Here is a 23912-nt window from a genome sequence, read left to right on the forward strand (position 1 = left end):
CGTGATGCGGACGTCCGTCCCGGCGGCTGGGCAAGGCGACCCCGACGCAAGTGAATGCGTCACGACGCGAACGTTCCGGACCGGACACCCATGCACAGGCGGCGCCGGCGATCGGGTTCACGCCTTGTCTTCGGCCGCCTCCGGCGCCGGCAGGCGGTGATCGATCCTGTACTCCGGCGGCTCGCCGCCCGGCCCCTGCAGGTAGTGCTCCATCCAGCGCATCAGCCGCAGCGAGTAATCCCAGCGCGAGGCGGCGCGCGCGTTGCCATGGCCCTCGCCCGGGTACAGCACCAGCCGCACCGGCGCCTGGCCGGCCAGCTTCAGGTAGCGGTACATCATGTACGACTGCATCGGCGGCACGCGCGGGTCGGCCTCGCCGTGCAGGATCAGCGCCGGCGTGCGCGACTTCTGCGCGTGGGTGATCGGGCTGGCCTGGCGGTACAGCTCCGGATCCTCCCACGGCCAGGTTCCCATGTGGACCAGATACTGCTCCTGCGGGATGTCGCCGGTGGTGACCAGGCTGGCCTGGTCGGAGATCCCCACGAACATCACCGACGCGGCGAAACGCTCGCTGTAGTACGTGGCACCCCAGGCGCTGGCGTAGCCGCCGTAGGAGCCGCCGGTAATGCCGACCTTGTCGCCGTCGACCAGGCCGCCATCGATGAGGTGATCGACGCCGTCGACCAGATCGTCGAACTCCTCCATGCCGGGGCGGCCGCGGTCGAGCTTCGAGAACGCCACGCCGCGCCCGGTGCTGGCGCGATAGTTGGGGAAGAACATCGCGAAGCCGCGCGCGGCGGCGTGGTGCGCCGGCTGCGCGTAGCTGTTCATCCAGCCGTTGGAATAGTGCGACTCCGGACCGCCGTGCACCACCAGGATCAGCGGCACGCGGCGGCTGCCGCGGCGCTCGAGCGGATGCACCAGCACGCCTTCGAGCTCGAGCCCGTCGCGGGCGCGGTAGCGCACCACTTCCTGCTCGGCGAAACGCACGTCGGCGAGCCAGGGATTGCTGTCGGTCAGGCGCCGCGGCACGGTCGCGTCGGCGGCGAGATGGAAGACCTCGTTCGGATGCGTCGGTGCGTTCGCCAGCAGCGCGATCTCGCCGTTGTCCGCCACGCTCAGCCCGTACCAGACCGGCCCTTGCGCGGCGAGAATGGTGCGCTGCCCGCCGCCGTCGACCCCGATCTCGCCGAGCCGGCTCTGCACGCCCTCGTGGCTGATGAACAACAGCCGCGAGGCATCGCGCCAGCCGACGCTCCAGACGTGCCCTTCCAGGCCCGGCAGCAGGTCGCGCTGTGCGCCGCCGTCCTTGGCCACCACGGTCAGCCGGCCCTCGCGCGGATCATGCGCGTCCTCCGCGGAAATGATCGCCAGGTGCTCGCCGTCCGGGCTCCAGGCCAGGTCGCCGAGCTTGCCGGGATTGTCGACGCGCCCGAGTTCGCGACCGTCGGGCGCGATGATGCGCACGCGCGCGAACACCATGATGTCGTCGGTCAGCTGGCGCGGCGTGACCACCAGCGCCAGACGGTCGCCGGCGGGGCTCCACAGCACCTTCTGCACGCTGCCCTCGACCTCGACGTGGCGCGGCTGCGCCTGATCGTCGCCGAGGTCCTGGATCCACAGCTGCAGCGGACGCCAGTCTTCCTCGTACACCTTCTGCGTGAAGCCCTGCTTCTTCAGCGCTTTCAGCGCCTCGCTTTCCGGCTCGACCGCCAGCAGCGCCGCCCGACGGCCGTCAGGCGACAGACTGAACGCCGAAACGTCGCTGTCGAGACCGGCGATCCGCGTCGCCTCGCCGCCGCGCAGCGGGATCCGGTACAGCGCCGAGTTCTTGTCGCTGCCGCGCTTGGACAGGAAGGCGAGCGCACGCCCGTCGGGGAACCAGGCCGGCGCTTTCACCTCGACCTCGCCGGTCACGAAACCACGATCGTTGCCGCCGCGGTCGACCACGTGCAGCTCGGCATGGGCGATGCCGTCCTTGTCCGCGCCGGGACGCCGCGGCACCGACAATACGTACGCGGTCTCGCGACCGTCCGGACTGATCGCGACCTGCGTCACCATGCGCGTTTTCGCGATCTGCTCGAGGGTCATGCCATCGCGCGCCTGGGCGGTAGCCGCGGCGGTGGCGAACAACAGGCACAGCAGCAGCAACCGCAATTTGCGCATGGATTCCGCTCCACTGTTCAGGAATCCGCACTGTGCCACAGCGGCCGGCGCCGAAGAAGCAGCAAAAGCCGGCCATGTCACGTCCGTGCGCAGGGTTGAACGCGTCGACGCCGCGGTCGCTGCACGTCGCTGCACCTGGCGGGCAGGACGCACATTCTTCCAGTCCTTGCAGCGGATGTTCACCCGCACGGTTGCGATCGCGTCCGGAGTTGTCTAGCCTTTACGAGCTACACCATCTCTCGCGCCGTGAATCGCCCGGTGCACTCCCACTCCGCCCATTCATCGAGGAGATCACCCATGGAGATCGCCACCGAGTGCGTCGCCACCATCCATTACACATTGACCGACGATAGCGGCCAGGTCATCGACAAGTCGCCCGAAGCGCGGCCGCTGAGCTACCTGCACGGCGCCGGCAACATCGTGCCCGGTCTCGAGAAGGCGCTTGCCGGCAAGAAGCCCGGTGATTCGCTGGAAGTCGACGTCAAGCCCGAGGAAGCCTACGGCGAGCGCAACGAGAACCTGGTCCAGGCCGTCCCGCGCGAGGCGTTCAAGGGCGTGGACTCGGTCGAGCCGGGCATGCAGTTCAAGGCGCAGACCGATCGCGGTCCGCTGCTGGTGACCGTGATCGAGGTCGGCGAAGAGCAGGTCAAGATCGACGGCAACCATCCGCTGGCCGGCCGCAAACTGCACTTCGCCGTCGAGGTCGCCGAGGTGCGCGAAGCCTCGCCGGAGGAAAAGCAGCTCGGCCAGGCGAACCAGCCGCAAGCCGCCGCCTGATCGGCCGACAGTCGGTCGAACGCCGCCGGTGCCTGCGCGCCGGCGGCAGTTTCCGTCATCGGGACCGAACCTCGCGTTCCGTCCGGTCCGGCACATGCCCGGCTCGCTCCCACAGATCGGACGCCTGTGTGCCTGGTCCACGATCAAACCCTTCGTGTTCGCGGAATCCCTGATGTGTTCAGAGGTTTCCTGGCAGGTACCTGCGCTACTGCCAGGCGTTGATCGTCCGCCGCAGGTTGTCGCGCGCCTGCGCGTCGTATCGCGCATGGAAGAAATCGCTCAGGAATATCCGCCGCTTCGCCAGCAGCGCCTTCAGGAATCGGCGGCGATTGAGCCGGAACAGCCAGCCCGGCATGCGCTCCCGATATTCGGCGGCGATGCCCCGGTGATAGGCGTTGAATGCCGCCGGCTCGGCACCGAGGATCGCCATGTCGCAGTCGAGGAAGTGGCGCGTGTCGTCCGCTTCCGGGCCGCGGCCGAAATCGTCCGGACCGTGCTGGCCGTGTCGCGCCGTCAGCTCGATCAGGACTGCGACCCGCGCCGCATCCACCCCGGCCTCCGGCAACCAGCGTGCGATCGCTTCGACCGCCATCTGCGCCGAGCGCGCCTCGCTGTCGCGCCGACCGGCCTCGTACACCGCATCGTGGTACAGCACCGCCAGCCAGATCTCGACCGGCTGCGTCCAGCCCGGGCCCGCGGCCACCTCGGCGTAGTGCCGCAACACCTCGCCGACGTGCGCGAAATCATGATAGGCGCGCGGCGGGCTTGCATAGGCGGACAGCAGCGCCTCGCGCTGCGGCTGCGGCAGGACGGGCACCGCGCATACGGCAAAGGGATCGTCGATGCGTGTCATCACGGGAGCGGGCCCTCGGCTCGTTGCGTCGCAGCGCCCCATACTGCGCCGCTTCCAGGTGCGACTCCATGCGTATCGCCGCGGCGCACGGCGTCCAGTTCAGCCAGGCGTCCGCGCATCGCGCCACAACCAGACCGACATCGTCGCCAGCCACAGCACGATGATCGCGATCAACACCTTCTGCGCCAGTCCGCGCGGCAGTTCCCGCCACAGCGCCAACAGCCAGACACCGGCGAAAGCGACCAGGGCCACGGCAAAGGCCACGGCGAATCGCCGCCGCCAGCGGCGATCGACGCGCAGCCGCCACGCCTGCAGCAGCATCGCCGTGGTCACGCACAGGAACGCCGTCTGCGCGGCGACGCCGTGGAGCCAGTTCCACAGCGTCGGCGGCAGGCAGGCCTGCGCGGTCGGTGCGAACGCAGCCACCCCGAGACCGGTCGCGGCCAGCAGGAACAACAACGTCGGCGCGCCGCTGCGCGCCGGATTGGGCAGCGCGCGATACCAGCCGACCGCCAGCGCCACGATCGCGCAAGCCAGGGCAACGTAGCCCGCTTGCAGCCAGCGTCCTTCGTCGCCCAGCAGATAGAAACTCATCGGCGTGCGGATCCAGTCGAGCTCGGCGCGCACGAACTGCAGTGCGACCGCGGTCAGCACGAACAGCGCGATGCCGCCGAGGGCGGCGCCGGCCATGGGTCGCAAGAGCGGATCCGGGGCTGCGCCGGCAACGGGCGTCGGCGACGGCGGGGTCACCCTACCCGGCTTGGCCGCCCGCACGTCGTCGGTCGGCAACCGCCTGCTGTTGTCAGTCCTTCCGCTCATTCGCACCCCTCCCGCCAGAATGCGTCATGTGCGCGAAGCCCGCTCCCCGGATCACATCCGACCCGCATGGCGGGAGTGCACGACGCATCGGATTCATCCCGCCGCCGCAGGCCGGACCACCAGCACCGCCCCCATCGCCACCAGGGCCGCGCCCAGCAGCCGCCAGACATCCACCGGCCGCGTGGCGTTGAGCACGCCGAAATGATCGAACAGCAATGATCCGGCCACCTGCCCGAACACGATCAGGCAGATCAGCGCCGCCGCGCCCAGCCGCGGCACCAGCACCGTCGCGCTCAGTACGTATAGCGCCCCGATCAGGCCACCCAGCCAGACCCACGACGGCTGCGATGTCACCGTCTGCGCATTGGGCAGCGACGTGCGCATGACCAGCAGCGCCGCGCCGAGCGCCAACGTACCGACGAGGAAGGACACGAACGAGGCAAATAGCGGCCCTTCGGTGGCATGTCCCAGCCGCGCATTGATCAACGCCTGCAACGGCAGCAGCACGCCGACCGCCGCCGCCAGCAGAATGCCGCCCAAGACTCCCAGGTGCATGGTCCAGACTCCGGATCGATGGAACGGGAAAGTCTAGGGCTTCGCGGCGTCGATGGCGCCCTCGGCGATGGAACGGTGTAGCCGGCGGTTCCGTCAAGGCAACGCAACGCGCCGCATCGACTCGCCGTCGTCCGCCACGCCCACCCTCGGCACCATCGGGCACGTCGGCATCAGTCGCTTCCCGAGCGAGACAGGGCATAGAGGAGATCGACATACGATTTTTCGATATCCGCCAGCCCCGCTGCACGCACACCGGACGCTGGGGTGATCAGCATGTATTCGTCCGGCCCGTGGGCACCCGACCCGTGCCCCAAACCGCCGAACACGAACGGCAGTTCGAGCGTACGGGTGAACTGATAGAACGGCGCACTCCCTGCCAGCCACGGTGATACCCGGGGCATGGCGCCGTACTTGTTGAACACGCCGATCGCGGCCTGCACCAGCGGCGCGTCGACCGAGGTGGCGGCGGCCGGGTATCCAGACATCGGGCGTATCTGGACGTCCTCGAAGCCTTGCGCGTCCAGGTGCGTCCGGATCATGCGATGCGCAGCTTCCGGCTCGAGCCCGGGCGGCAGGCGCGAGTCGATCTTCGCAGTGGCCACGTGCGGCAGGATGGTCTTCATGCCCTCGCCTGTGTAGCCGCTCCAGATCCCGTTGATGTTGAGCGTCGGGACGAACAGGTTGCGGATGATGGCCTCGCGGCCGTGCATGCCGCCGATCCATTGCGACACGCCGAACGCCTCCTGCATCGCCGCATCGTCGGCGTGCAGGGCAAGGCCGTTGATCAGTCGCTGCTCCTCCTCGCTGGGGGCGCGCACCGCGTCGTAGTAGCCGGGAACAAGGATGGTGTTGCCGTCCGGCGTGGTCATCGAGGCGATGGCCTGCACCAGGCGCAAGGGCGGGGAGTCGACCAGCGCCTTGAGCGAGCCGTGCACTTCCGCCTTCGCCGGACCGCCCCACTCGCCGCCTTTCGACTCGAGTTCGAAGTAGATGATGCCCTTGACGCCGAGGTTCAGCGATACGTCGCCGTCCGGCCTCTGGAGGTTCATCGGGAAGAACGCGCCGTCGGCGGCACGCAGGCGATCGAGGTAGGGCTCGATCACGGCGCCGAAGTTCGGCGAGCCCAGTTCCTCCTCGCCCTCGGCGATCACGTACAGGTTCACCGGCAGGCTCCCGTGCTCCTGGATGATCGCGTCCACGGCATTGAGGAAGGCCCGCTCCGGACCCTTCTGGTTGGTGGCGCCGCGTGCCATGAGCACGGTGCCGAGTTCGTGCTCGACCAGTTCGCCGGCGAACGGATCCTCGATCCGCCAGTTCTCCTCGACCGGCTGCACGTCGTACATCATGTAGACGACCAGCGTGCGCTCGGCCCCGGCGTCGTAGTGTCCGAATACGCCGGGGTGCCCCGGCGTCTCGACCAGCGCGACTTCCTGGAAACCGAGATCGCGCAGGTCACCGGCGACCAGTTCCGCCATCTCGCGGATCCCGTCGTCCTGTGCGCTGACCGAACGCTGGCGCAGCCAGCGCTGCAGGTGTGCGAGATGGGCGTCGAGATCGGCGTCGATGCGCGCGTACACCGCATCGTGGCGACCCTGGTAGGCGGGGATCGACGCCGGATCGAACGCCTGGTCGGTCGAGAATTTCCAATCCGGGCGCGGCGCCTGGGCGTACGCACCGGGCAGAGCCGTGGTCGTTGCCGCCAGCGCCAGGAGCAGCGCGAGTGCCGTCGATCGAATACGCATCATCGTCAACCTCCGGTGGTCTGTCGGCACTATAAACGCGATGGCGGCACCGACGACCGCCCACGCCCACCGGCATTCACGCCATCGCGGCACCGTTCTGCAGCGCCGCCTGCACGTCGCGCCGCGGCGGTGCGCCGAACAGGCGACGGTACTCGCGGCTGAACTGCGAGGGGCTTTCGTAACCGACGCGATGCGCGGCGGCGGCGGCCTCTACCCCTTCCATCAGCATCAACCGGCGCGCCTCCTGCAGGCGCAGTTGCTTCTGGAACTGCAGCGGGGTCATCGCAGTGGCGGTCTTGAAGCGCTGGTGCAAGGTGGACGGGCTCATGTGCGCGGCGGCGGCGATCTGCTCGATGCGTAGCGGCTCGGTGTAGTGCGCCTTGAGCAGCTCGATCGCGCGGGCGATGCGCTGGGCGGCGCCATCGACATGGCACAGCGCCTGCAGGCGCGCGCCGAGTTCACCGGAAAGCACCCGGTAATGGATCTCGCGCAACGCCAGCGGCGCCAACACCGGCGCCTCGTCCGGGGTATCGAGCAAACGCACCAGCCGCAGGATCGCATCCAGCAGCGAAGCATCGGTGCGGGCAAGATACAGCGCCCGCCCGTTCTCCTGCGCGGGCGGCGGCGAGGCCGCCAGTTGCGTCGTCAGTTCGGCGACCGCCTGGGTGTCGATGTCGATGCGCAGGCAGAGGTATGGACGTTCCGGCGAGGCCTCGGTCACCTGTCCGGTCACCGGCACCGACATCGACACCACCAGGTAGTGCAACGGATCGTAGTGGTACAGGTCCTCGCCGAGCATGGCCTGCTTGCGTCCCTGCACTACGATGCAGAGGCTGGGGTGGTAGACGCACGCCAGCGGCTGCGAGGGTTCGTCGGCGCGGATCAGGGCCAGATCGGGCACGGCGCAGGCGTGCACGCCCGGTTGCGGCGCGTTGCGGATGATCCGGTCGGCCAGTTCGGCGCGCTGCGCCTCGGTGCCGTGGCGGGTGGCGATCACGTTGAAAGCGTTGTCGGGCATGGCGGCGGCTCCTGACCGGGGCATCCGTGATTATGCGCATCGACGCCGATGCCGCCAGCGCGGCGGGCGGAGTCGCGGAGGATCGGGCAAGAATGTTCCAGCAATGGACTAACCGCGACCGGCGGTCGGGGCCTAGCCTGTAGCTCCCCCGCAGCAGGAGATTTTCAGCATGCATACATCCTTTCCCCGCCGCACCCTGGGCCGCCAGGGCCTCAGCGTGTCCGCGATCGGCCTGGGCTGCATGGGCATGTCCGACTTCTATGGCGACAGCGACGAGGCGCAGAACCTCGCCGTGCTGAACCATGCCATCGACATCGGGGTGAACTTCCTCGATACCGCCGACATGTACGGCGTCGGCCGCAACGAGGCACTGCTGGCCAAGGTGCTGCGCGCGCGGCGCGACGAGGTCGTGCTGGCCACCAAGTTCGGCAACGTGCGCGCGCCGGACGGCGCCTTTCTCGGCGTCGACGGCCGGCCCGAGTACGTCGCCGCGGCCTGCGATGCCAGCCTGAAGCGCCTCGGCATCGACCGGATCGACCTGTACTACCAGCACCGGGTCGATCCGAACGTGCCGGTCGAAGACACCGTCGGCGCGATGGCGCGTCTGGTCGAATCGGGCAAGGTGCGCCACCTCGGGCTGTCCGAGGCGGCGCCCGACACGGTACGTCGCGCAGCGGCCGTGCATCCCATCGCCGCGCTGCAGAGCGAATACTCGCTGTGGACGCGCGAGGTGGCCGATGCCGTGCTGCCGGTCTGCCGCGAACTGGGCATCGGCTTCGTTCCCTACAGCCCGCTCGGGCGCGGCTTTCTCACCGGCGCCATCCGCAAGGCCGACGACTTGGCCGACAACGACTGGCGCCGCCAGAACCCGCGTTTCCAGGGCGACAACTTCGACCGCAACTACGCGCTGGTGGAGGCGGTCACCGAGGTAGCCGAGGCGCGCGGCGCCACGCCCGCGCAGATTGCGCTGGGCTGGCTGCTGCACCAGGGCGAGGACATCGTGCCGATTCCCGGGACACGGCGCATCGAGCGCCTGGACGAGAACGCAGCCGCCGCGCGACTGCGGCTCGAGCCCGAAGACCTGGCGCGCATCGACAGCTTGCTTGCCGAGCATCAGGTCGCCGGCACACGCTACCCGGAAGCGCAAATGGGTTCGGTCAATCGTTAAGCGGTCCCGATGTCGGTCGAAGCGCCAGCCATCACTGGCGCTTCGGCTTTTCGCGGCGTTTACACCTCAATCACTAATGTTAGGGTCTTCGCAAGGCCGCACCGGCGGCCCGCCGTCGCACAGGAGCGCGAATGAAGATCCAGCTCAACACCGATCACCATATCCAGGCCGACGAATCGGTCGTCCGCCATGCCGAAGACAGCATCGGCAACGCGCTTGCACGCTATGCCGGACAGGTCACCCGGGTCGAGGTGCACCTGCGCGACGCCAACGCAGGCAAGGGCGGCGCGCAGGACAAGCACTGCACGCTCGAGGCACGCCTGGAGGGCCGCCCGCCGGCCACCGCGTCCGAGGACGCCAGCACCGTCGCTGCGGCGATCACCGGTGCGGCGAAGAAGCTGGTGCGGGTGCTGGACAGCTCACTCGGCAAGCTCGGATAGCGCCATGCTCCGCGGTGCCAGCGACTGCATCGGCCCAGGCTGGCGCGCTGGCGGTGTACCTGTTGTCTAGCATCTGAGTTCGTCACCGGCCAGGCATTCGTGATCGACGGCAGCATGCCCGCAAGACGCAATACGCGTAGGAGCGCGCCATGCGCGCGATGCCGCGGGTGTCGACAGGACCCGGCGGATGCCGCGATTCTGACCGGCAGGCGCGCCGGTCACCGGAATCCGCGGACGGCGAAGCACCCGCGGTATCGCGCGCATGGCGCGCTCCTACGTGGAGACGACGGCGATGCTGCTTTCGCTCCGTGCACCCAGTTCCTGATACAAGACTACCGCCCGCTGCATCAGCGCATCGTTGCTCCACGCCTTCGCATCCCCGGGCCCGGCTGCGGCCAGCGCCGCGCGCTCGGCGGGTGAGCGCAGCAGCGCGGCGACGTTTCCGGCGAACGCATCGATGTCCTCGCTGCTCACCCGTGCGCTGCGTGCATCGCGCAGCACCATAGCGGTGCCCATCACCGCGGTGGAGACGATCGGCACGCCCAGCGCCATCGCCTCGATCAGCACCAGTCCCTGGGTTTCAGTGGGCGAAGCGAACACGAACACGTCGCCGGCGCGATAGCAGTCGAGCAGCTCGGTACGGCGATCGAGATTGCCGAAGAACCGCACGTGATCGCGCAGCCCGAGCTCCACGGTGAGTTTCCGCAACCGGGCGGCATCCGGCCCTTCGCCTGCGACGACGAGCAGCAGGTCTGGAAACTCTCCGATCAGCCGTGCCACCGCCTGCAGCAGGAAAGCCACGTTCTTTTCCACCGCCAGCCTGCCTACCGTGACCAGGACCGGCCGATCGGCCGCGATGCCGTGGCGGGCGCGGAAGCGTCCGCCGTCGCCGCCCGCGAACTCGTCGAGTTCGATCCCCGTCGGCAGCACCGTTGATGGCGTGCGGACGCCGTAGCGCCGCAGCACGTCGGTCATCTGCGCGCTGGGCACGATGAGGTGGTCGACCCCATGGCACAGCCGGCGCGAAACCGCGCGCGCGAACGCTCGCAGCAACGGGGCGGGCAGCCATGGCAGGTAATGCGCCACGTACTCCTCGAAGTAGGTGTGGTAGGTCTCCACCGTCGGCCGCCCGGTCCGCTGCGCCAGGCGCACGCCGAGTTGATGGGCGCGGAACGGCGTATGGATGTGGATCACATCCCAGTGCCTTCCCGCGAGTTGCGGCAACACCCTGCGCAGCGCCGGCGCGCGGATCAGCCGGTCTTCCGGATCGAAGAAGATGACGCGCGCCGGCAGCCGCAGCACCTCGAGCCCGCCCTCAGCGTCGTGCGCCGCCTGCCCGCTGTCCGGGCCGTAGTCCGGCGCCACCAGGGTCACCCGGTGCCCCATGCGGATCAGCGCCTGGGCGAAGGTGCGGATCGAGGTCGACACCCCGTTGACCCGTGGAAAATACACGTCCGACAGCATGAGGATGTCCATGCCCGGCGAGACTATGTCGGCAATATGACAGCCAGACGACGAATGGCGTTTCTGTGTGACCCTTGTGGGAGCGACGGGAGTCGCGACCGGCAGCGATATACCGCCGCTGGCACAGGGAAGGTTGTCGCAGGCGTCGGAAACCCTCGCCGTTCAATATCATCTCGTCGCGGGCAGGCGGGTCGCCGGCGCGTCGTAGTCCAGCACCGGCCCCTTCGGCACGATCCCGGTCGGATTGATCTGCCGGTGGCTCTCGTAGTAGTGCCGCTTGATGTGCTCGAAGTTCACCGTCGGCCCCACCCCCGGATGCCCGTACAACTCACGCGTGTACGACCACAGTGCCGGATAGTCCACCAGCCGCCGCAGGTTGCACTTGAAATGCCCGTGATAGACCGGGTCGAACCGCAGCAGCGTGGTGAACAGCCGCCAGTCGGCCTCGGTGAGCGTGTCCCCGCACAGGTAGCGCCGCTTCGACAACACGCCTTCGAGCCAGTCGAGGGTCTCGAACACGCCGTCGACCGCCTCCTCATACGCCTCCTGGCTGCGCGCGAACCCGGCGCGGTACACGCCATTGTTGAACGTGTCGTAGATCCGCTCGTTGCAGGCATCGATCTCCTCGCGCAGCGGAAGCGGATAGAAGTCGCCTTCGACCGCGCCCACCGCATCGAACGCCGAGTTGAGCATGCGGATGATGTCCGCCGACTCGTTGCTGACGATCCGCCCGCTTCGCGTGTCCCACAGCACCGGCACCGTCACCCGCCCCGTGTAGCCGGGGTCGGACCTGGCGTACAGCTGCCACAGGCACTCGACCCCGTTCACCGGATCGGGAATCACCCCCGGCGCGGGGCGGAAGGTCCAGCCATCCTCCACCATCAGCCAGTGCGTCACCGATAGCCCGATCATCTCCTGCAGGCCCTTGAGCTCGCGGAAGATCGTCGTCCGGTGCGCCCACGGGCAGGCGCGGGCGATGTAGAGGTGGTAGCGCCCGGGCTCGGCCGCGAACCCGCCCTCGCCGCTCGGTCCGGCGCGACCGTCCGCCGTCACCCAGTTCCTGAACACGGACGACGGACGCTGCAGACGGCCGGTCTTATCGACCGGGATTTCTTCCTCGCTGTGCCACTTGCCGTCGATCAGCATGCCCATGCCGGATTCTCCCGTCAGTCCATCGAGATGGCGAGCTTGCCCGCGGGGCGATCAAGGACATGTGCCCAGCGTGGGCAGCAGTCGTCGCCCCACCGTTCGGTGCACAACACCCGCGACAGCGCTCGTGTTCAGCAGGCTCCGCTGCCGATTTGCACAACGCGCCGGCGAGCGCAGACCCTAGGGGCAATACGTTTGCGCAGGGGTTGAATCCGCAGAGAAGCGCCCTATCTTGCGCACGCGCAGCTCTTTCGATACGACCGTCAGTCGATGCGCTGCGTCATCGCGCCGTCTTGACGATCGCGAGCCAATACTTCGTTTCACCACAGGAACAATCGCCAGCAGGAACGCCACCATGTCGGCCCCATTCGATACCCGGGACTCCTCCTCCGACACCTCGTCACCGGACCAGCAGGTCCTCGCCGATCAACATCCGAGCGGCCCGCCCCGCCGGCTGCTGTCACTGCCGCAGGCCGCTTCGAAGCTGGAACAGGGCCTGTGGCGCCTGATCGCCCAAGGTTTGGACGACGAGCACTTCTGGCTCGCATTCTCACGCCTCTATCGCGACCTGACCGGCCAACTCCCGAAAACCGAACGCGGCCGCCTCGCCGTCCATGCCGACTACGCCCTGGCACGTCTCGGCATGCCGGTCTGGACCGTCATGGCGGAATCGGTGCAGCTGGCCACCGACGATGGTTCGAAGCCGGATCCGGATGACGCTCCAACGGTCGCGGCAGCGGCATAAAGGGCAACCTATCGGCCGTCGTCGACCTGCGTTGTCCGCGTGCGGCTCCGCCTCAACCTCAGGGTGAAAGCCAGCGCAGCTCCAACCGCCGCGCCGGCAGGTCGGGAGCTGCGCCGGCGTCGACGCGCAGTGAGACGCGCTCGCCCGGCAGCAGGATCAATGCGGTGTCGAAAAAGGTCGGCGTCGAGGCGGTCGAAGCCGACCCAGACCGCGCGCCCGGTTTTTCCTGCGGGTCGGGGGCGTGACTCGGACCTGCACCCCCCTCGGGTCCGGCGGGCACAAGGGGCGGGACGAAGCAGCTAGAACTTGTAGGTCACGCCCAGATAGTAAATGCGGCCGGAGTAATTGTTGGAGAAGAAACGGCCCTTGGTGTCGTTGCCAAGGTGCGACCGCTGTTCTTCCTTGGTCAGGTTCAACACCGATCCGGTGAGCGTCAGATTCTCCAGGATGCTGTAGCCGAAATTCAGATCGATCTGCTGGTACGGCTCGGAGTAGATGCTGAGGCCGTTGTGCAGCCCCCCCACCTGTTCGCCGCGACGGTTGTACGACGCACGCGCCAGGAGCTTCTCGGTCTCATAGAAGACCGTAAGGTTGGCCTGGCTCTTCGAACTGCCAACCAACGGCGACTTGCCGATCTCCGTGCCGTCGTTGAGGACCACGGCGGCCAGGTTGGTGTCGTTATAGGTGTAGTTGGCCTGGAAGCCCAGGCCGAAGTCGAAGGTGTGCTGCGCGTACACTTCGACACCCTGCGAAACGCCGTCGCGACCGTTGACTTCGGTCGAGAAGTCCTGGACCGTCACCGTCTCGCCGCCGACGACCAGCTGTTGGTCGAACACTGCCGGCACGGTGAAGTTCTTGACGTCCTTGTGGAACAGGCCCACGCCGACGACCGCGCCCGGCTGGTAGTACCACTCCAGACCAAGGTCGTATTGGGTGGCTTCGAACGGCTCCAGATCCTTGTTGCTGCCGCTGCCGTACCAGCCCGGATTGGTGCTGCCGCCGATCACGCCGCGGTCATCGCTGTATTCCTGGCTGTAGAACTGGAGGCCGCCCGGGCGGGCGATAGCGGTGAAGGCCGGCCGCGCGATGACCTTGGAGGCGGCGCCGCGCAGCACCAGGTTGTCGGTCAGGTCCCAGGCAATGTTGAAGCTGGGCAGGATGTCGGTGTAGCTCTTGTCCAGCGAAGCGAGTGCGAACGTCTTCTCCCTGACGTCCGCCCACACGAAGCCGCCTTGGCAGGTACGTCCGGGAGGCGGGTTTTCTGCATCGCACGGCAGCAGATTGCCATCCGCGTCCTTCTCCAGAAGGTACAGGAACCTTTCAATCGAGTCGGTCGATTCGGCGCGCTGGTTGGTACGTACCAACCTTACGCCGACGTTGCCGCGCAGGCGCTCGGTGCGGAAGTTGGCCTGAAGATAGCCGGCATGGATTTCTTCGCCGACGTTGTAGATGAAGTCGGGCTCCTGACGGCGCTGCGCGCCGCCGTAGCGGCTGTTCAGGTGGTCGATGTAGGCCGGGTAGTCGATACCTGGGAAGACGTTGGCGTTGAAGCCGCCTGGAATGTTGGTGATCGGCTGGGACAGGAAGAAACCCGGCTGGGCGATGCCCGCCTCCGGGTCGCACCCGGTCTGGTACCGCTTGTCGTAATCGTTCGGGTCCTCGCCCTGGCAAACCCAGTAGGTGTTGCCGGTGTTGCGGTGGACATGACCGTCGCGGAACTTGACGCCGAACTGCAGCGAGTCCAGCCAGCCGGTTTCGAACATTTTGGTGGCGTCGATCTGGAAGTAATCCTGCGTGATGCTGGTCTCCATCCAGGAGGAGTCGGTCGAACCGACATCGATCTCGGCGACGCCGGCCATCAGCATATCCTGCAGGTTCGGCGAGAAGGTTGCCGTTGGCGTGCCGCGCAGGTCCCAGGCGCTGAAGGTGTTGCCGGCCTGCCACGCGCCGTTCACGAACCGACGCGGCTTGGCCGACATGCGGAAGCTCATCGACGGACCGCCCGAGGACTTGGTCCGGCCACCCTTGGCGGAGATGTGGAGCAATTCGCTCACGCTCCATTCCATCGCCAGGTCGAAGGTTTCCGACTTCGTCTTTTCGCGGCTGAAGGTGCCGGTGAGCTGCGGCGTCGGCACGGTGCAGTCGTCCGGGCCCCAACCACCCGGGGCTTGCCCGCCCGCTTCGGCCTCCGCTTCGCTGCAGTAGTACGCCTTGCCCGCGATCTTCTCGTATTCCGCGCCGGTGGCGATCGTGCCACTGGGATCAAAGGTCAGGCCATTGAGCAGGCGGCCACCCGGCCAGTTGCCGTCCCAGTTGATGCGGGCCAGGTTCCATTCGGGAATCTTCAACTGGTTGAAGACGTAGTCGCCCTGCAGGTCGAAACGGAAGTAGTTGGCGGTCAGGGTCAGATCGTCGGTTGGCTTGAACTGGAAGGTCAGCTGCGTGCCCTGGCGCTCGCGCTTTTCCTCGAGGATGCCGAAATTGACCGAGGTCGGCAGCAAGAAGTCGGAGTAGTGGTTGCCGCGCTGGTCATTGAAGCCCGATCCACCCCACCACTTCGAAGGTTGCGGGTCGAGCGCGTTGCCGTTGACGTCGACGGCGGGACGCGAATTGTCATCGCTGTACCAGGTCCAGTTCTCGGTATCGACTTCCATGCGGCGGGCGGTGCGCTCCTGCTTGCTCACCCCGACCAGGAAGCCGAAACGGTTGTCCTCGCTGTGCCAGGAATACATGCCCGACAGCTGCGGGTCGGTGGTCTTGCTGGTATCGGCATAGGTGCCCTCGGCCGAGACGAAACCCGAGTTGGGCTCCATCTCCAGCGGACGACGGGTGTGCAGGATCACGGTGCCACCGATGCCGCCTTCGTCGAGTCGCGCTTCCGGCGTCTTGAACAGTTCCGCGCTGCCCAGCATGTGCGCCGGCATCAGCGTGTAGTTGAACGAGCGCGAGGCCTCGTCGTTGCTTTCGGAAGAGGCGATGTAATTGCCGTTCAACTGGGTCAGGGTGAGATCCGAATCCAGGCCGCGGACGCTGACGGATTTACCTTCGCCACCACTGCGCTCGATGATCACGCCCGGCACGCGCTGCAGCGCGTCGGCGACGTTCTTGTCGGGGAACTTGCTGACGTCTTCCGCGGTGATGACCTCGATGATCGCGTTGGCGTTGCGCTTCTGCTCCAGGCTCTTCTCGATCGCGTAGCGGTAGCCGGTGACAACGACCATGTCGAGGTCGGTCGCCGCGTCGGACGAACTGGCTGTTGCCTGGGCCACCTGCGTGTCGGTGTCGGCAGTGGTGGCCGCCTCCTGTGCGAAGGCGCTCGTCGGCACCCCTGCGGCCGTCGTCAATGCGATGGCGATGGCGGCGGACAACGAGCTCTGGATACAAGTGCGTGTCTGTTTCATTTCAATCCCTCTCCCGATTGAATGACGTTGCGAAACGATTGCATCGATCTAAATTTACGGCGAGGGATAAGGCGACCCCGTCGTCCCCCTCCACCACGTCGTCCCTCAGTGCTTACTTGCGGCCGCTAGCCATCACTGGATGCGATCCGATATTTGGATCGATCTAGTTCGGCGGAAAAGTTGTAACACAGGCCTTTGCAGCACGCATACTGCGGCGCAACACGACCTGTCGTGGGTATTGGCTGCACTGCGCATGCACCATGCTGCGCAGCAACACGAACTCGAAAACCAGCCGGCTGCAGTTCGCCGGGCATCTCCGCGGAGTACGCCGAGACGATCAATACCGCCATGAGTGGCGGGTTGTAGACGCCATTCAAGTTCAGCGCTGCAGCGCACCCTGTCGCCGGGAAAGTCCAGGGCGGACTTTCCCGGCGTTGCCTGGATCATTCGACCGGACGCGACGGATGCACCACGGGCACGCCGAGAAGCTCGATCTCGGCAAGCGAGAACTGCCGCGGGTCGCTGGCGTCGGTGATGACGAGCCGATACCCACTGTACCGGACAGGCGTGTCGAGCCGGAACGGCCGAGTGTAGCGCGCCCACTCGAAGGCCTCGCCCCTGCGGCGATCGAGCTCTTCCCAGGTGCTGCCGTCATCGGAACCCTGCAGCACCCATCCAGTCGGATGACCACCGGTGTTGCCGGAGGTGAGCGTGTAGAAGGTCACCTCCGCGGAGGGCGTCGCGTCGAACGCGTAGGTCACCGACACCGGTGCTGGGCCGGGGAAGACCGCCTGCGTGCGCGAGGTGTTGTCGAAGAGGCCGCCGGCATTCACCGCGGACACGCTGGTCGAGGCGGAGCCACGGCCCGGACCCGTGAGATCGGCCAGCGGGACGGGGGGCGCATCCCCCGTCGTCAGGGACGGCGGCAGGGCCGAGGCACCGCTGCCCCATGCGGCGGGCGCGGATGACATCTGGAACTCGATGTGCCCGCCCTCGGCCAGTAGCCGGTGCGGAAGGTAAGTGCTGTCCCACGCCTCGCCATCCACGTTGACGCCCGCGACGTAGAGGTTGTCGGGGCTGTTGTCCGGCGCGGCGATCACCAGTTCCCGTCCGTTCTCCAGGTGCACGGTGGCCTTGGTGAACAGCGGTGAACCCACCACCAGATGCTCGCTGCCCATCTGCAGCGGATAGAACCCCAGCGCGGCGAAGAGCCACCACGCCGACGACTCGCCGTTGTCCTCGTCCCCGGGGTAGCCCTGGCCAATCTCCGAGCCGACGTACATCCGCGCCAGCGTCTCGCGGACGATCTGCTGGGTCCGCCACGGCCGCCCGGTGTACAGGTACATCCACGGCACGTGGTGGGCGACCTGGTTGGAGAAGCCCCACTGCCCCATCCGCACGTCGCGGGCCTCGACCATCTCGTGGATCACGCCGCCGTAGGAACCGGGGAACCCGGCGGTCTCGGGCGTGGCGAAGTATTCGTCCAGTTTGCGGGCCAGTCCGTCGCGGCCGCCGTAAAGGTCGGCCAACCCCTGACCGTCGTGCGGCACGAGGAAGGCGAAGCCCCAGCCGTTGGTCTCGGTGTAATCGTGGTCGTGGCCCCAGACCTCGGGGTCGTAGTCACCGGGAGACGATTTCCACTCACCATCGGTCGAGCGTCCCTGGAAGAACCCGATGGCGGGATCGAACATGTGGACATAGTTGCGGGCCCGGTTGCGGTAGTACGCGTGCTCCGCCTGCAGCCGGTCCTGCGGAACGGGGGCTGCGGGATCCTGGGCCATGACCGCCAGCATGTTCGCGATGCCGTAGTCGTTGATGTAGCCCTCCAGCGCCCATGAAACGCCCTCCCCGACCGAGCTCGGCGTGTAGCCGATGAAGGGCGCAACATCCATGCCCTTGCGGCCGATGTTGTCATTCGGGGGGGCGACGGCGGCGTTCCTGATCATCGCGTTGTAGGTGTTGGCGGCGTCGATGCCCTCGACGCCCTTCACGTACGCGTCGGCGAACGAGACGTCCGAACTGGTGCCGGTCATCAGGTTGGCATAGCCGGGCGAGGACCAGCGCGGCACCCATCCGCCGTCGTGGTAGTGCTGCACGAAGCCGTTGACCATCTCCGCGGCCTGGCTGGGCGCGAATAGCGAATAGGCCGCCCACGTGGTGCGGTAGGTGTCCCAGAAGCCGTTGTTGACGTACACCTTGCCGTCGACGACCGGTGCGCCGGTCCGCGTCTCGGTCGTCCCCTCCGGGATGTCCTTGCTGGCCGAGGACTGCACCGCGTGCCGCCAGACCGGAGCCGCGTTGCTGCCGACGTTCTCGTGCCCCGTGTTGGGGTACAGGAACAGCCGGTAGAGATTCGAGTACAACGTGGTCAGCTGGTCCGGGCTGGCGCCCTCGACCTCGATCACGCCGAGCCTTTCGTCCCAGGCCTGTTGCGCGCGCGCGCGGATGTCCTCGAACGTATCCGTCTCGGCAATCTGCAGCGCGAGGTTGTGCCGGGCCTGGTCAACGCTGATCAGCGAGGTGGCGATCCGCATCGTGACAGTGCGGTCGTCGCCGGCGTCGAACCGGTAGTAGCCGGGGACGTTGACCCGGGGCCCACTGCCCTCAGGACCGTCCGTCGCAACGAGCTTGCCGCTGGCCGTGACCGGGCGGTCGAACGTCGCATAGATGAACATGCGGCTGGCGCCGTTGGACAGGCCGCTGCGCGTATCGGTGTAGCCGGTGAACTCACTGGTGTCGGGCGACAGGGACAGTCCGCCCTGGTCGTTGACGTTGTCGAAGATCAGGCTCGCGTCGTCGCCCGGGAAGGTGAAGCGGAACATCGCCGCGTGATCGGTGGGCGCGATCTCGGCGACGATGCCGTTGTCGAGCCGGACACGGTAATAGTGGGGGCGCGCGATCTCGTTCTCGTGCCGGAACGGCACGGCCCGGTCGTCGCGGTTGGCGCCGGGCACGCCGCTGGCCAGCGAGGGCATGACCTGGAAGGTCTGCCGATCGCCCATCCACGGGCTGGTCTCGTGGGTCAGCGTCAGCGCCTGCAGCCGCGGCAGGTTCCGCTCGTCGTTGCGCTTGGCATATTCGTAGAACCAGCTCAGGGAGCTGGCGTCGGTGACCGGCGCCCAGAAATTGAAGCCGTGCGGCATCGCGGTGGCGGGAATGGTGTTGCCGCGGGAGAAGGCGCCGCTCGAGTTCGTGCCGCGGGTGGTCAGCACGTGGTCGCTGGGGCGCTTGGTTGATGCAGCCGGCAAGTCGGCGGTGATGCCGTCAACGAGCCTGATGTCGTCGAGCCAGCCGCGGAAGGCACCGCGGCCGAATGGAGCGTCGACGCCGATCAGGATCTGCTCGATCACCTTGCCGGCGGCCACGTCGCCGAGGCGCGACTGCTTGTGGTTCCACTGGTTGGTGTAGAGCGACTTCGACTCGCCCTGCCCCCGCGGCGACAGCGTGAAGCCGTGCTGGTCGCGCGCGCCGAGATCGGACAGCCGGGTGCCATCGCTGAAGATCAGGTCGACGGCGACAAAGGTGCTGGTGTAGCGCAGAGACTGCCCCGGACCCGAGCCGGGATCGCCGTCCATGAACCGTGGGAAGACCCGGTAGGACAGTTCGGTCGCATCCGTCACCGGGATGTTGACGTCGAACAGGGCGTGGTAGGCATGCCCGCCATCACCGCCGGTGGCTTCCCCAGCGTACTCCAGCGAATGCACGCCGGTGAATCCCACCTGCGTCCGGGCGGTGTATGCGGCGTCGGGGCCGTCGGCGCGGCCGAGAGCCATGCCCATGCTCTCGGCCCGTTCGATCCGGTCCATGGCAGGCTCGGGATCGCCGGCCTCGAAGGACGACCAGAAGTGTTCCGTCACCGGCGCGGTGGAGGATGCGGCCGGCGCTTGCACACCGGCCTGCGACGCGCAGCCGGCCAGTGCAGCGATTACCTGGACGGCGCCGATCATGGCGCACCAGCGGGGACGACGTGATGGCATTGAGATCATTGCACTACTCTCTGCGGGCACGCGGCAGCCTCAGCGCAGCACGCTCAGCACCTCGTGGCAGGCGCCCATGGTGTGGTAGTCGGTCTTGCCGGCCGGGCTCTTCTCGTCGTCGTACTTGCGATTGTCGGCGTCGAGGACCCGGTACCAGGCACCGTGTTCGTGGTCGACCATGTGTGTCCACGCGTAGGCCCACAACCGGTCGTACCAGTCCCAGTACTTCGCTTCGCCGGTGCGGTGCGCGAGCAGCGCCGCCGCGGCCAGGGATTCGGCCTGGACCCAGAAATACTTGTCGTCGTCGCATACGTAAGCCGCACCCTCGGCCCGGGCGCTGCCACTGGCGGCATCACGCAGGCCCTCGAACGCGAACCCGTAGACCATGCCGCCGCGTGCATCGTCCCAGGAATGCTCGAGCGCGGTGTCGAACAGCTGGCGCGCGGTCGGCACCAGCCAGTCGACATCCATCCCTTGTCCGGAGCCATGCCGATCCAGGATCAGCAGCAACTTGGCCCATTCGGTCTGGTGGCCGGGCTGGAAACCCCACGGGCGGAACAGGTGCTTGGGGTCGTCGAGGTGGTAGGTCCAGTCGACGTTCCAGCCGGCGTCGTAGTGCTCCCAGACCAGACCGCCTGCCTGGGCGGCCTGGCGCCGGGTCATGTGGTCGGCCAGCAACAGCGCGCGGTCGAGGTAGCGGCGCTCGCCGCTGGCCTCGAACGCGGCCAACATCGCCTCGCACATGTGCATGTTGGCGTTCTGGCCGCGGTAGTCACTGAAGCGCCAATCGGCGTCGGCCTCGTCGCGGTATAGGCCGGGGCCGGGTTCCCAGAAGCGTGTTTCCAGCAGCCCCCAGGTCTCGTCCATCCACCCACGCGCTTCCTCGATCCCGACCTTGAGCCCGCACGAATACGCGAGCAGCACGAAGGCGACGCCGTAGCAGTGGTTGGTCGCGTCCTCGACCTTGCCGTCGCGCAGCGTCCAGGCATAGCCGCCCGTCTCCGGGTTGCGGTGCGCCGTGCGCAGGTAATCCAAACCGTGCCGAACCGAGGCCAGGTACTGCGCGCGCAGCGCCGCATCCTCGCCGAACTCGCGCGCGGCCATCGCGTAGTTGAAGACGAAACGGGTGCTGCTCACGAGATGGCGATGGCTGCGGTCATAGACCGTGCCGTCATCCTTGAAATAGTGGAAGAAACCGCCGTCCGGATCGATGCAGCGCGGGTGGTAGAACGCCATCGTCTTCGCGACATGGGCGCGCAGAACCTCGGGGGCGCGAAAATCGGGCAGGGTTTCAGGCATCATCTTCGTACTGTTCCTTGAGCAGTTGTTGTGCTTCGGCGCGCGCGGGCATTGCCGCGAACGCACCGTTGCGGGTCACCGCGAGCGCACCGATCGCGGCGGCAAAGCGCAGCGCGCGCTCGACCACCCCGCTGTCGCGGACGAACTCCGGCAGGCGGGCGGCATCGACGCCTGTCTCGGCCAGGTGGAACAGCAGACCACCGACAAAGGCATCGCCGGCCGCGGTGGTGTCGACCGCCTTGACCCGGAAACCCGCCAGCTCGCCACCACCACTACGGCTGTGCCATTGCATCGGTGCGGCACCGTCGGTGACGACAAGCCACTGTGCGATGCCGGCAAACACCTGTTCCAGCACCTTCTGCTCACCCGCCTCGCCACCGCCAAATCCGGCCGCGAGATAGTCGAGTTCGTTGCGCGCAAGCTTGACCACGTGGGCCCTCTGCAGTGCCTGCCACAGGCGCGGTCGCGGGTCGACGCCCTGCGGCCACAGCAGCGGCCGCAGGTTAAGGTCCATGCTCACCAGCACCCCGGCTTCGCGCGCCATGCGCATGCCGTGCAGCGTGGCCTCGGCAATGGGTTCCTCGGTCATGCTGTTGGAGCAGACGTGGAATGCGCCGGCACCGGCAAAGCATTCCGGCTCGAAATGCGTGGCGCGGAACAACAGATCCGCCGATGGCGGGCGATAGAAACTGAAACTGCGCTCGCCCTCATGATCCAGCGCGACGAAGGCCAGCGCGGTCGGGGCAGCGCCTGTACGGACGACATGGTCCGTGCCGACACCGGCCGCGCGCAGACTGTCAAGCAGGAAGTCGCCGAACATGTCGGCGCCGAGCATTCCGACGAACTGCACCGGTGCGCCGAGCCTGGCGGCGGCGACCGCGACGTTGGCCGGCGCGCCGCCGGCATGCTGGACAAAGGTACGCGGGATGTCCGGCGTGACCACCGGCTGGGCGAAGAAGTCGATCAAAGCCTCGCCGAAACAGACGATCTTGCGCATGCCCGCCTCAGCCGCGCGCCACGCGCGAACCGCGCAGGCCATACCAGACGACGTAGGCGTAGCACAGGGCGGGCAGCAGGAACGCGTATTGCAGCGCGCGGGTCTCGTTGCCGGTCACGCCTTGCAAAAGATCGACCAGGTTGCCCTGCAGCAGCGGAATCACCGCGCCGCCGAAGATCGCCATCACCAGCAGGCTCGAGGCCTTCGGCACCAGCGGACCGAGGCGGTCGATCACCAGGGTGAAGATGGTTGGAAACATGATCGAGTTGAAGAAACCGACCGCGATCACCGCCCACATCGCCGTGCTGCCGCCGCTGAACATCGTCGTCAGCAGCAGCGCGATGGCAACGGCCGCATACGCACCGAGCATCTTCCGCGGGTTGAACTTCAGCAACAGCGCAGCGCCGACGAAACGGCCGATCATCGCCGCGCCCCAGTACAGCGAGACGTAGAACCCGACATCCTGCTCGGCAATGCCGCCGATATCCGGCCGCATCGCGTAGTTGGCGAGGAAGCTGCCGATCGCGACCTCGGCACCGACGTAGAGGAAGATCGCCAGCACGCCCCAGCGCACGTGCGAGCGCTTCATCACTTCCGCAAAGGTGTGCTTGAACGGGTCCGCCTTCTCGGTGGCCTCGGCATGCGCGGGCAGGCGGAACAGCCAGACTGCGATCGCAAGCACGACCAGCGCCAGCGCCACGCCGAGGTATAGCGGTTGCACCGTCTGCGCGCGCTCCGCGGCCGGCAGCAACGCCAGATCGTCCGCGCTCAGATGCGTCGCGCTGAAGATCAGCGCGCCGCCAATCGCCGGACCGATCGTGTGGCCGATCGAGTTGACCGCCTGGGCGAAGTTGAGCCGGCTCGGCGCACGCTCCGGCGCCCCGAGCAGCGCGACATAGGGATTCGCCGAAACCTGCAGCAACACGATGCCGCTGGCGAGGATGAACAACGCAGGCAGGAACAGGTAGAACGATCCCATCTTGGCCGCCGGCAGCACCAGCAGCGATCCGCCACCGGCGACCAGCAGACCGATCACGATGCCGAGCTTGTAGCCGACACCCGCCGTCACCCTGCCCGCCGGCACCGCCATCACCAGGTACGCGCCAAAGAAACAGAACTGGACCAGCATCGCCTGCCAGTACTTGAGCTCGAACACCGACTTCAGGTGCGGGATGAGCACGTCGTTGAGCTCTGTGATGAATCCCCACATGAAGAAGATCGCGGTCATCGCGATCAGTGCCACGCGCGTGCTGTGGGCAGGCACGCTGCTCACGGTCGCGGCTGCGCCGGGTCGCGGACTGTCGAGCTTGTCAGGCGTGCTCATGCGGGATCTCTCGGTTGG

The 23912-nt window shown here is 67.2% G+C and carries 17 protein-coding genes; 4 read left to right on the plus strand and 13 right to left on the minus strand.

The window, feature by feature from the left end:
- Positions 1-117: 117 nt before the first annotated feature.
- A complete protein-coding gene (locus tag FXO19_RS03555) occupies positions 118-2166 on the minus strand; it encodes an alpha/beta hydrolase family protein (protein ID WP_149193652.1) in 2049 nt (682 codons plus the stop codon).
- 297 nt (positions 2167-2463) lie between these two features.
- Between FXO19_RS03555 and FXO19_RS03560 the strand changes: the two genes are divergently transcribed.
- A complete protein-coding gene (locus FXO19_RS03560) occupies positions 2464-2943 on the plus strand; it encodes an FKBP-type peptidyl-prolyl cis-trans isomerase (RefSeq protein WP_149193653.1) in 480 nt (159 codons plus the stop codon).
- A gap of 205 nt (positions 2944-3148) precedes the next feature.
- Here FXO19_RS03560 and FXO19_RS03565 read toward each other — a convergent pair whose 3' ends face one another.
- The 5 genes from FXO19_RS03565 to FXO19_RS03585 all read right to left on the minus strand — a co-directional run bounded on the left by FXO19_RS03565 (position 3149) and on the right by FXO19_RS03585 (position 7930).
- Entirely contained in the window at positions 3149-3796 is a 648-nt protein-coding gene (locus FXO19_RS03565; RefSeq protein ID WP_255516270.1) for an HD domain-containing protein, read from the minus strand.
- Positions 3797-3895: 99 nt separating this feature from the next.
- Complete coding sequence (locus FXO19_RS03570) at positions 3896-4615, minus strand: DUF998 domain-containing protein (RefSeq protein WP_255516271.1); 720 nt, start codon at positions 4613-4615, stop codon at positions 3896-3898.
- Positions 4616-4708: 93 nt separating this feature from the next.
- Positions 4709-5170 carry a DMT family transporter gene (locus FXO19_RS03575; RefSeq protein ID WP_149193655.1) on the minus strand — a complete coding sequence of 154 codons (462 nt, stop codon included), beginning with the start codon at positions 5168-5170 and terminating at the stop codon, positions 4709-4711.
- A 170-nt stretch (positions 5171-5340) separates the two neighbouring features.
- A complete protein-coding gene (locus tag FXO19_RS03580; RefSeq protein WP_223115411.1) occupies positions 5341-6915 on the minus strand; it encodes a M20/M25/M40 family metallo-hydrolase in 1575 nt (524 codons plus the stop codon).
- Positions 6916-6988: 73 nt separating this feature from the next.
- Positions 6989-7930, minus strand: coding sequence for an AraC family transcriptional regulator (locus FXO19_RS03585; protein ID WP_149193656.1), 942 nt, complete (start codon positions 7928-7930; stop codon positions 6989-6991).
- A 169-nt stretch (positions 7931-8099) separates the two neighbouring features.
- Between FXO19_RS03585 and FXO19_RS03590 the strand changes: the two genes are divergently transcribed.
- Together FXO19_RS03590 and FXO19_RS03595 are read left to right on the plus strand one after the other, a co-directional pair.
- The gene (locus FXO19_RS03590) at positions 8100-9098 is read left to right on the plus strand and encodes an aldo/keto reductase (RefSeq protein WP_149193657.1); all 999 of its coding nucleotides are present in this window, start codon (positions 8100-8102) and stop codon (positions 9096-9098) included.
- A gap of 131 nt (positions 9099-9229) precedes the next feature.
- Positions 9230-9538 carry an HPF/RaiA family ribosome-associated protein gene (locus FXO19_RS03595; protein WP_149193658.1) on the plus strand — a complete coding sequence of 103 codons (309 nt, stop codon included), beginning with the start codon at positions 9230-9232 and terminating at the stop codon, positions 9536-9538.
- 273 nt (positions 9539-9811) lie between these two features.
- Here FXO19_RS03595 and FXO19_RS03600 read toward each other — a convergent pair whose 3' ends face one another.
- Together FXO19_RS03600 and FXO19_RS03605 are read right to left on the minus strand one after the other, a co-directional pair.
- Entirely contained in the window at positions 9812-11014 is a 1203-nt protein-coding gene (locus tag FXO19_RS03600) for a glycosyltransferase (protein ID WP_149193659.1), read from the minus strand.
- A gap of 156 nt (positions 11015-11170) precedes the next feature.
- Positions 11171-12154 (minus strand): glutathione S-transferase family protein, encoded by a 984-nt coding sequence (locus tag FXO19_RS03605; RefSeq protein WP_149193660.1) that lies wholly within the window; start codon positions 12152-12154, stop codon positions 11171-11173.
- A gap of 352 nt (positions 12155-12506) precedes the next feature.
- On the opposite strand from FXO19_RS03605, the gene FXO19_RS03610 reads away from it, so the two are divergent.
- Positions 12507-12896: a hypothetical protein gene (locus tag FXO19_RS03610; RefSeq protein ID WP_149193661.1), complete on the plus strand. Its 390-nt coding sequence runs from the start codon at positions 12507-12509 to the stop codon at positions 12894-12896.
- 299 nt (positions 12897-13195) lie between these two features.
- On the opposite strand, the gene FXO19_RS03615 is transcribed toward FXO19_RS03610, so the two are convergent.
- The 5 genes from FXO19_RS03615 to FXO19_RS03635 all read right to left on the minus strand — a co-directional run bounded on the left by FXO19_RS03615 (position 13196) and on the right by FXO19_RS03635 (position 23894).
- Entirely contained in the window at positions 13196-16297 is a 3102-nt protein-coding gene (locus tag FXO19_RS03615) for a TonB-dependent receptor (RefSeq protein WP_187775609.1), read from the minus strand.
- Positions 16298-16740: 443 nt separating this feature from the next.
- Positions 16741-20244 (minus strand): GH92 family glycosyl hydrolase, encoded by a 3504-nt coding sequence (locus FXO19_RS03620; RefSeq protein ID WP_149193663.1) that lies wholly within the window; start codon positions 20242-20244, stop codon positions 16741-16743.
- A 69-nt stretch (positions 20245-20313) separates the two neighbouring features.
- Positions 20314-21576, minus strand: coding sequence for an AGE family epimerase/isomerase (locus FXO19_RS03625; protein ID WP_149193664.1), 1263 nt, complete (start codon positions 21574-21576; stop codon positions 20314-20316).
- Positions 21566-22570: a carbohydrate kinase family protein gene (locus tag FXO19_RS03630; RefSeq protein WP_149193665.1), complete on the minus strand. Its 1005-nt coding sequence runs from the start codon at positions 22568-22570 to the stop codon at positions 21566-21568. Before FXO19_RS03630 ends, FXO19_RS03625 begins: the two co-directional genes overlap by 11 nt.
- A 7-nt stretch (positions 22571-22577) precedes the next feature.
- Positions 22578-23894: a sugar MFS transporter gene (locus FXO19_RS03635; RefSeq protein WP_149193666.1), complete on the minus strand. Its 1317-nt coding sequence runs from the start codon at positions 23892-23894 to the stop codon at positions 22578-22580.
- Between the last annotated feature and the right edge of the window lie 18 nt (positions 23895-23912).

The sequence above is a fragment of the Luteimonas suaedae genome (assembly GCF_008312895.1).
Taxonomy (GTDB): Bacteria; Pseudomonadota; Gammaproteobacteria; order Xanthomonadales; family Xanthomonadaceae; genus Luteimonas; species Luteimonas suaedae.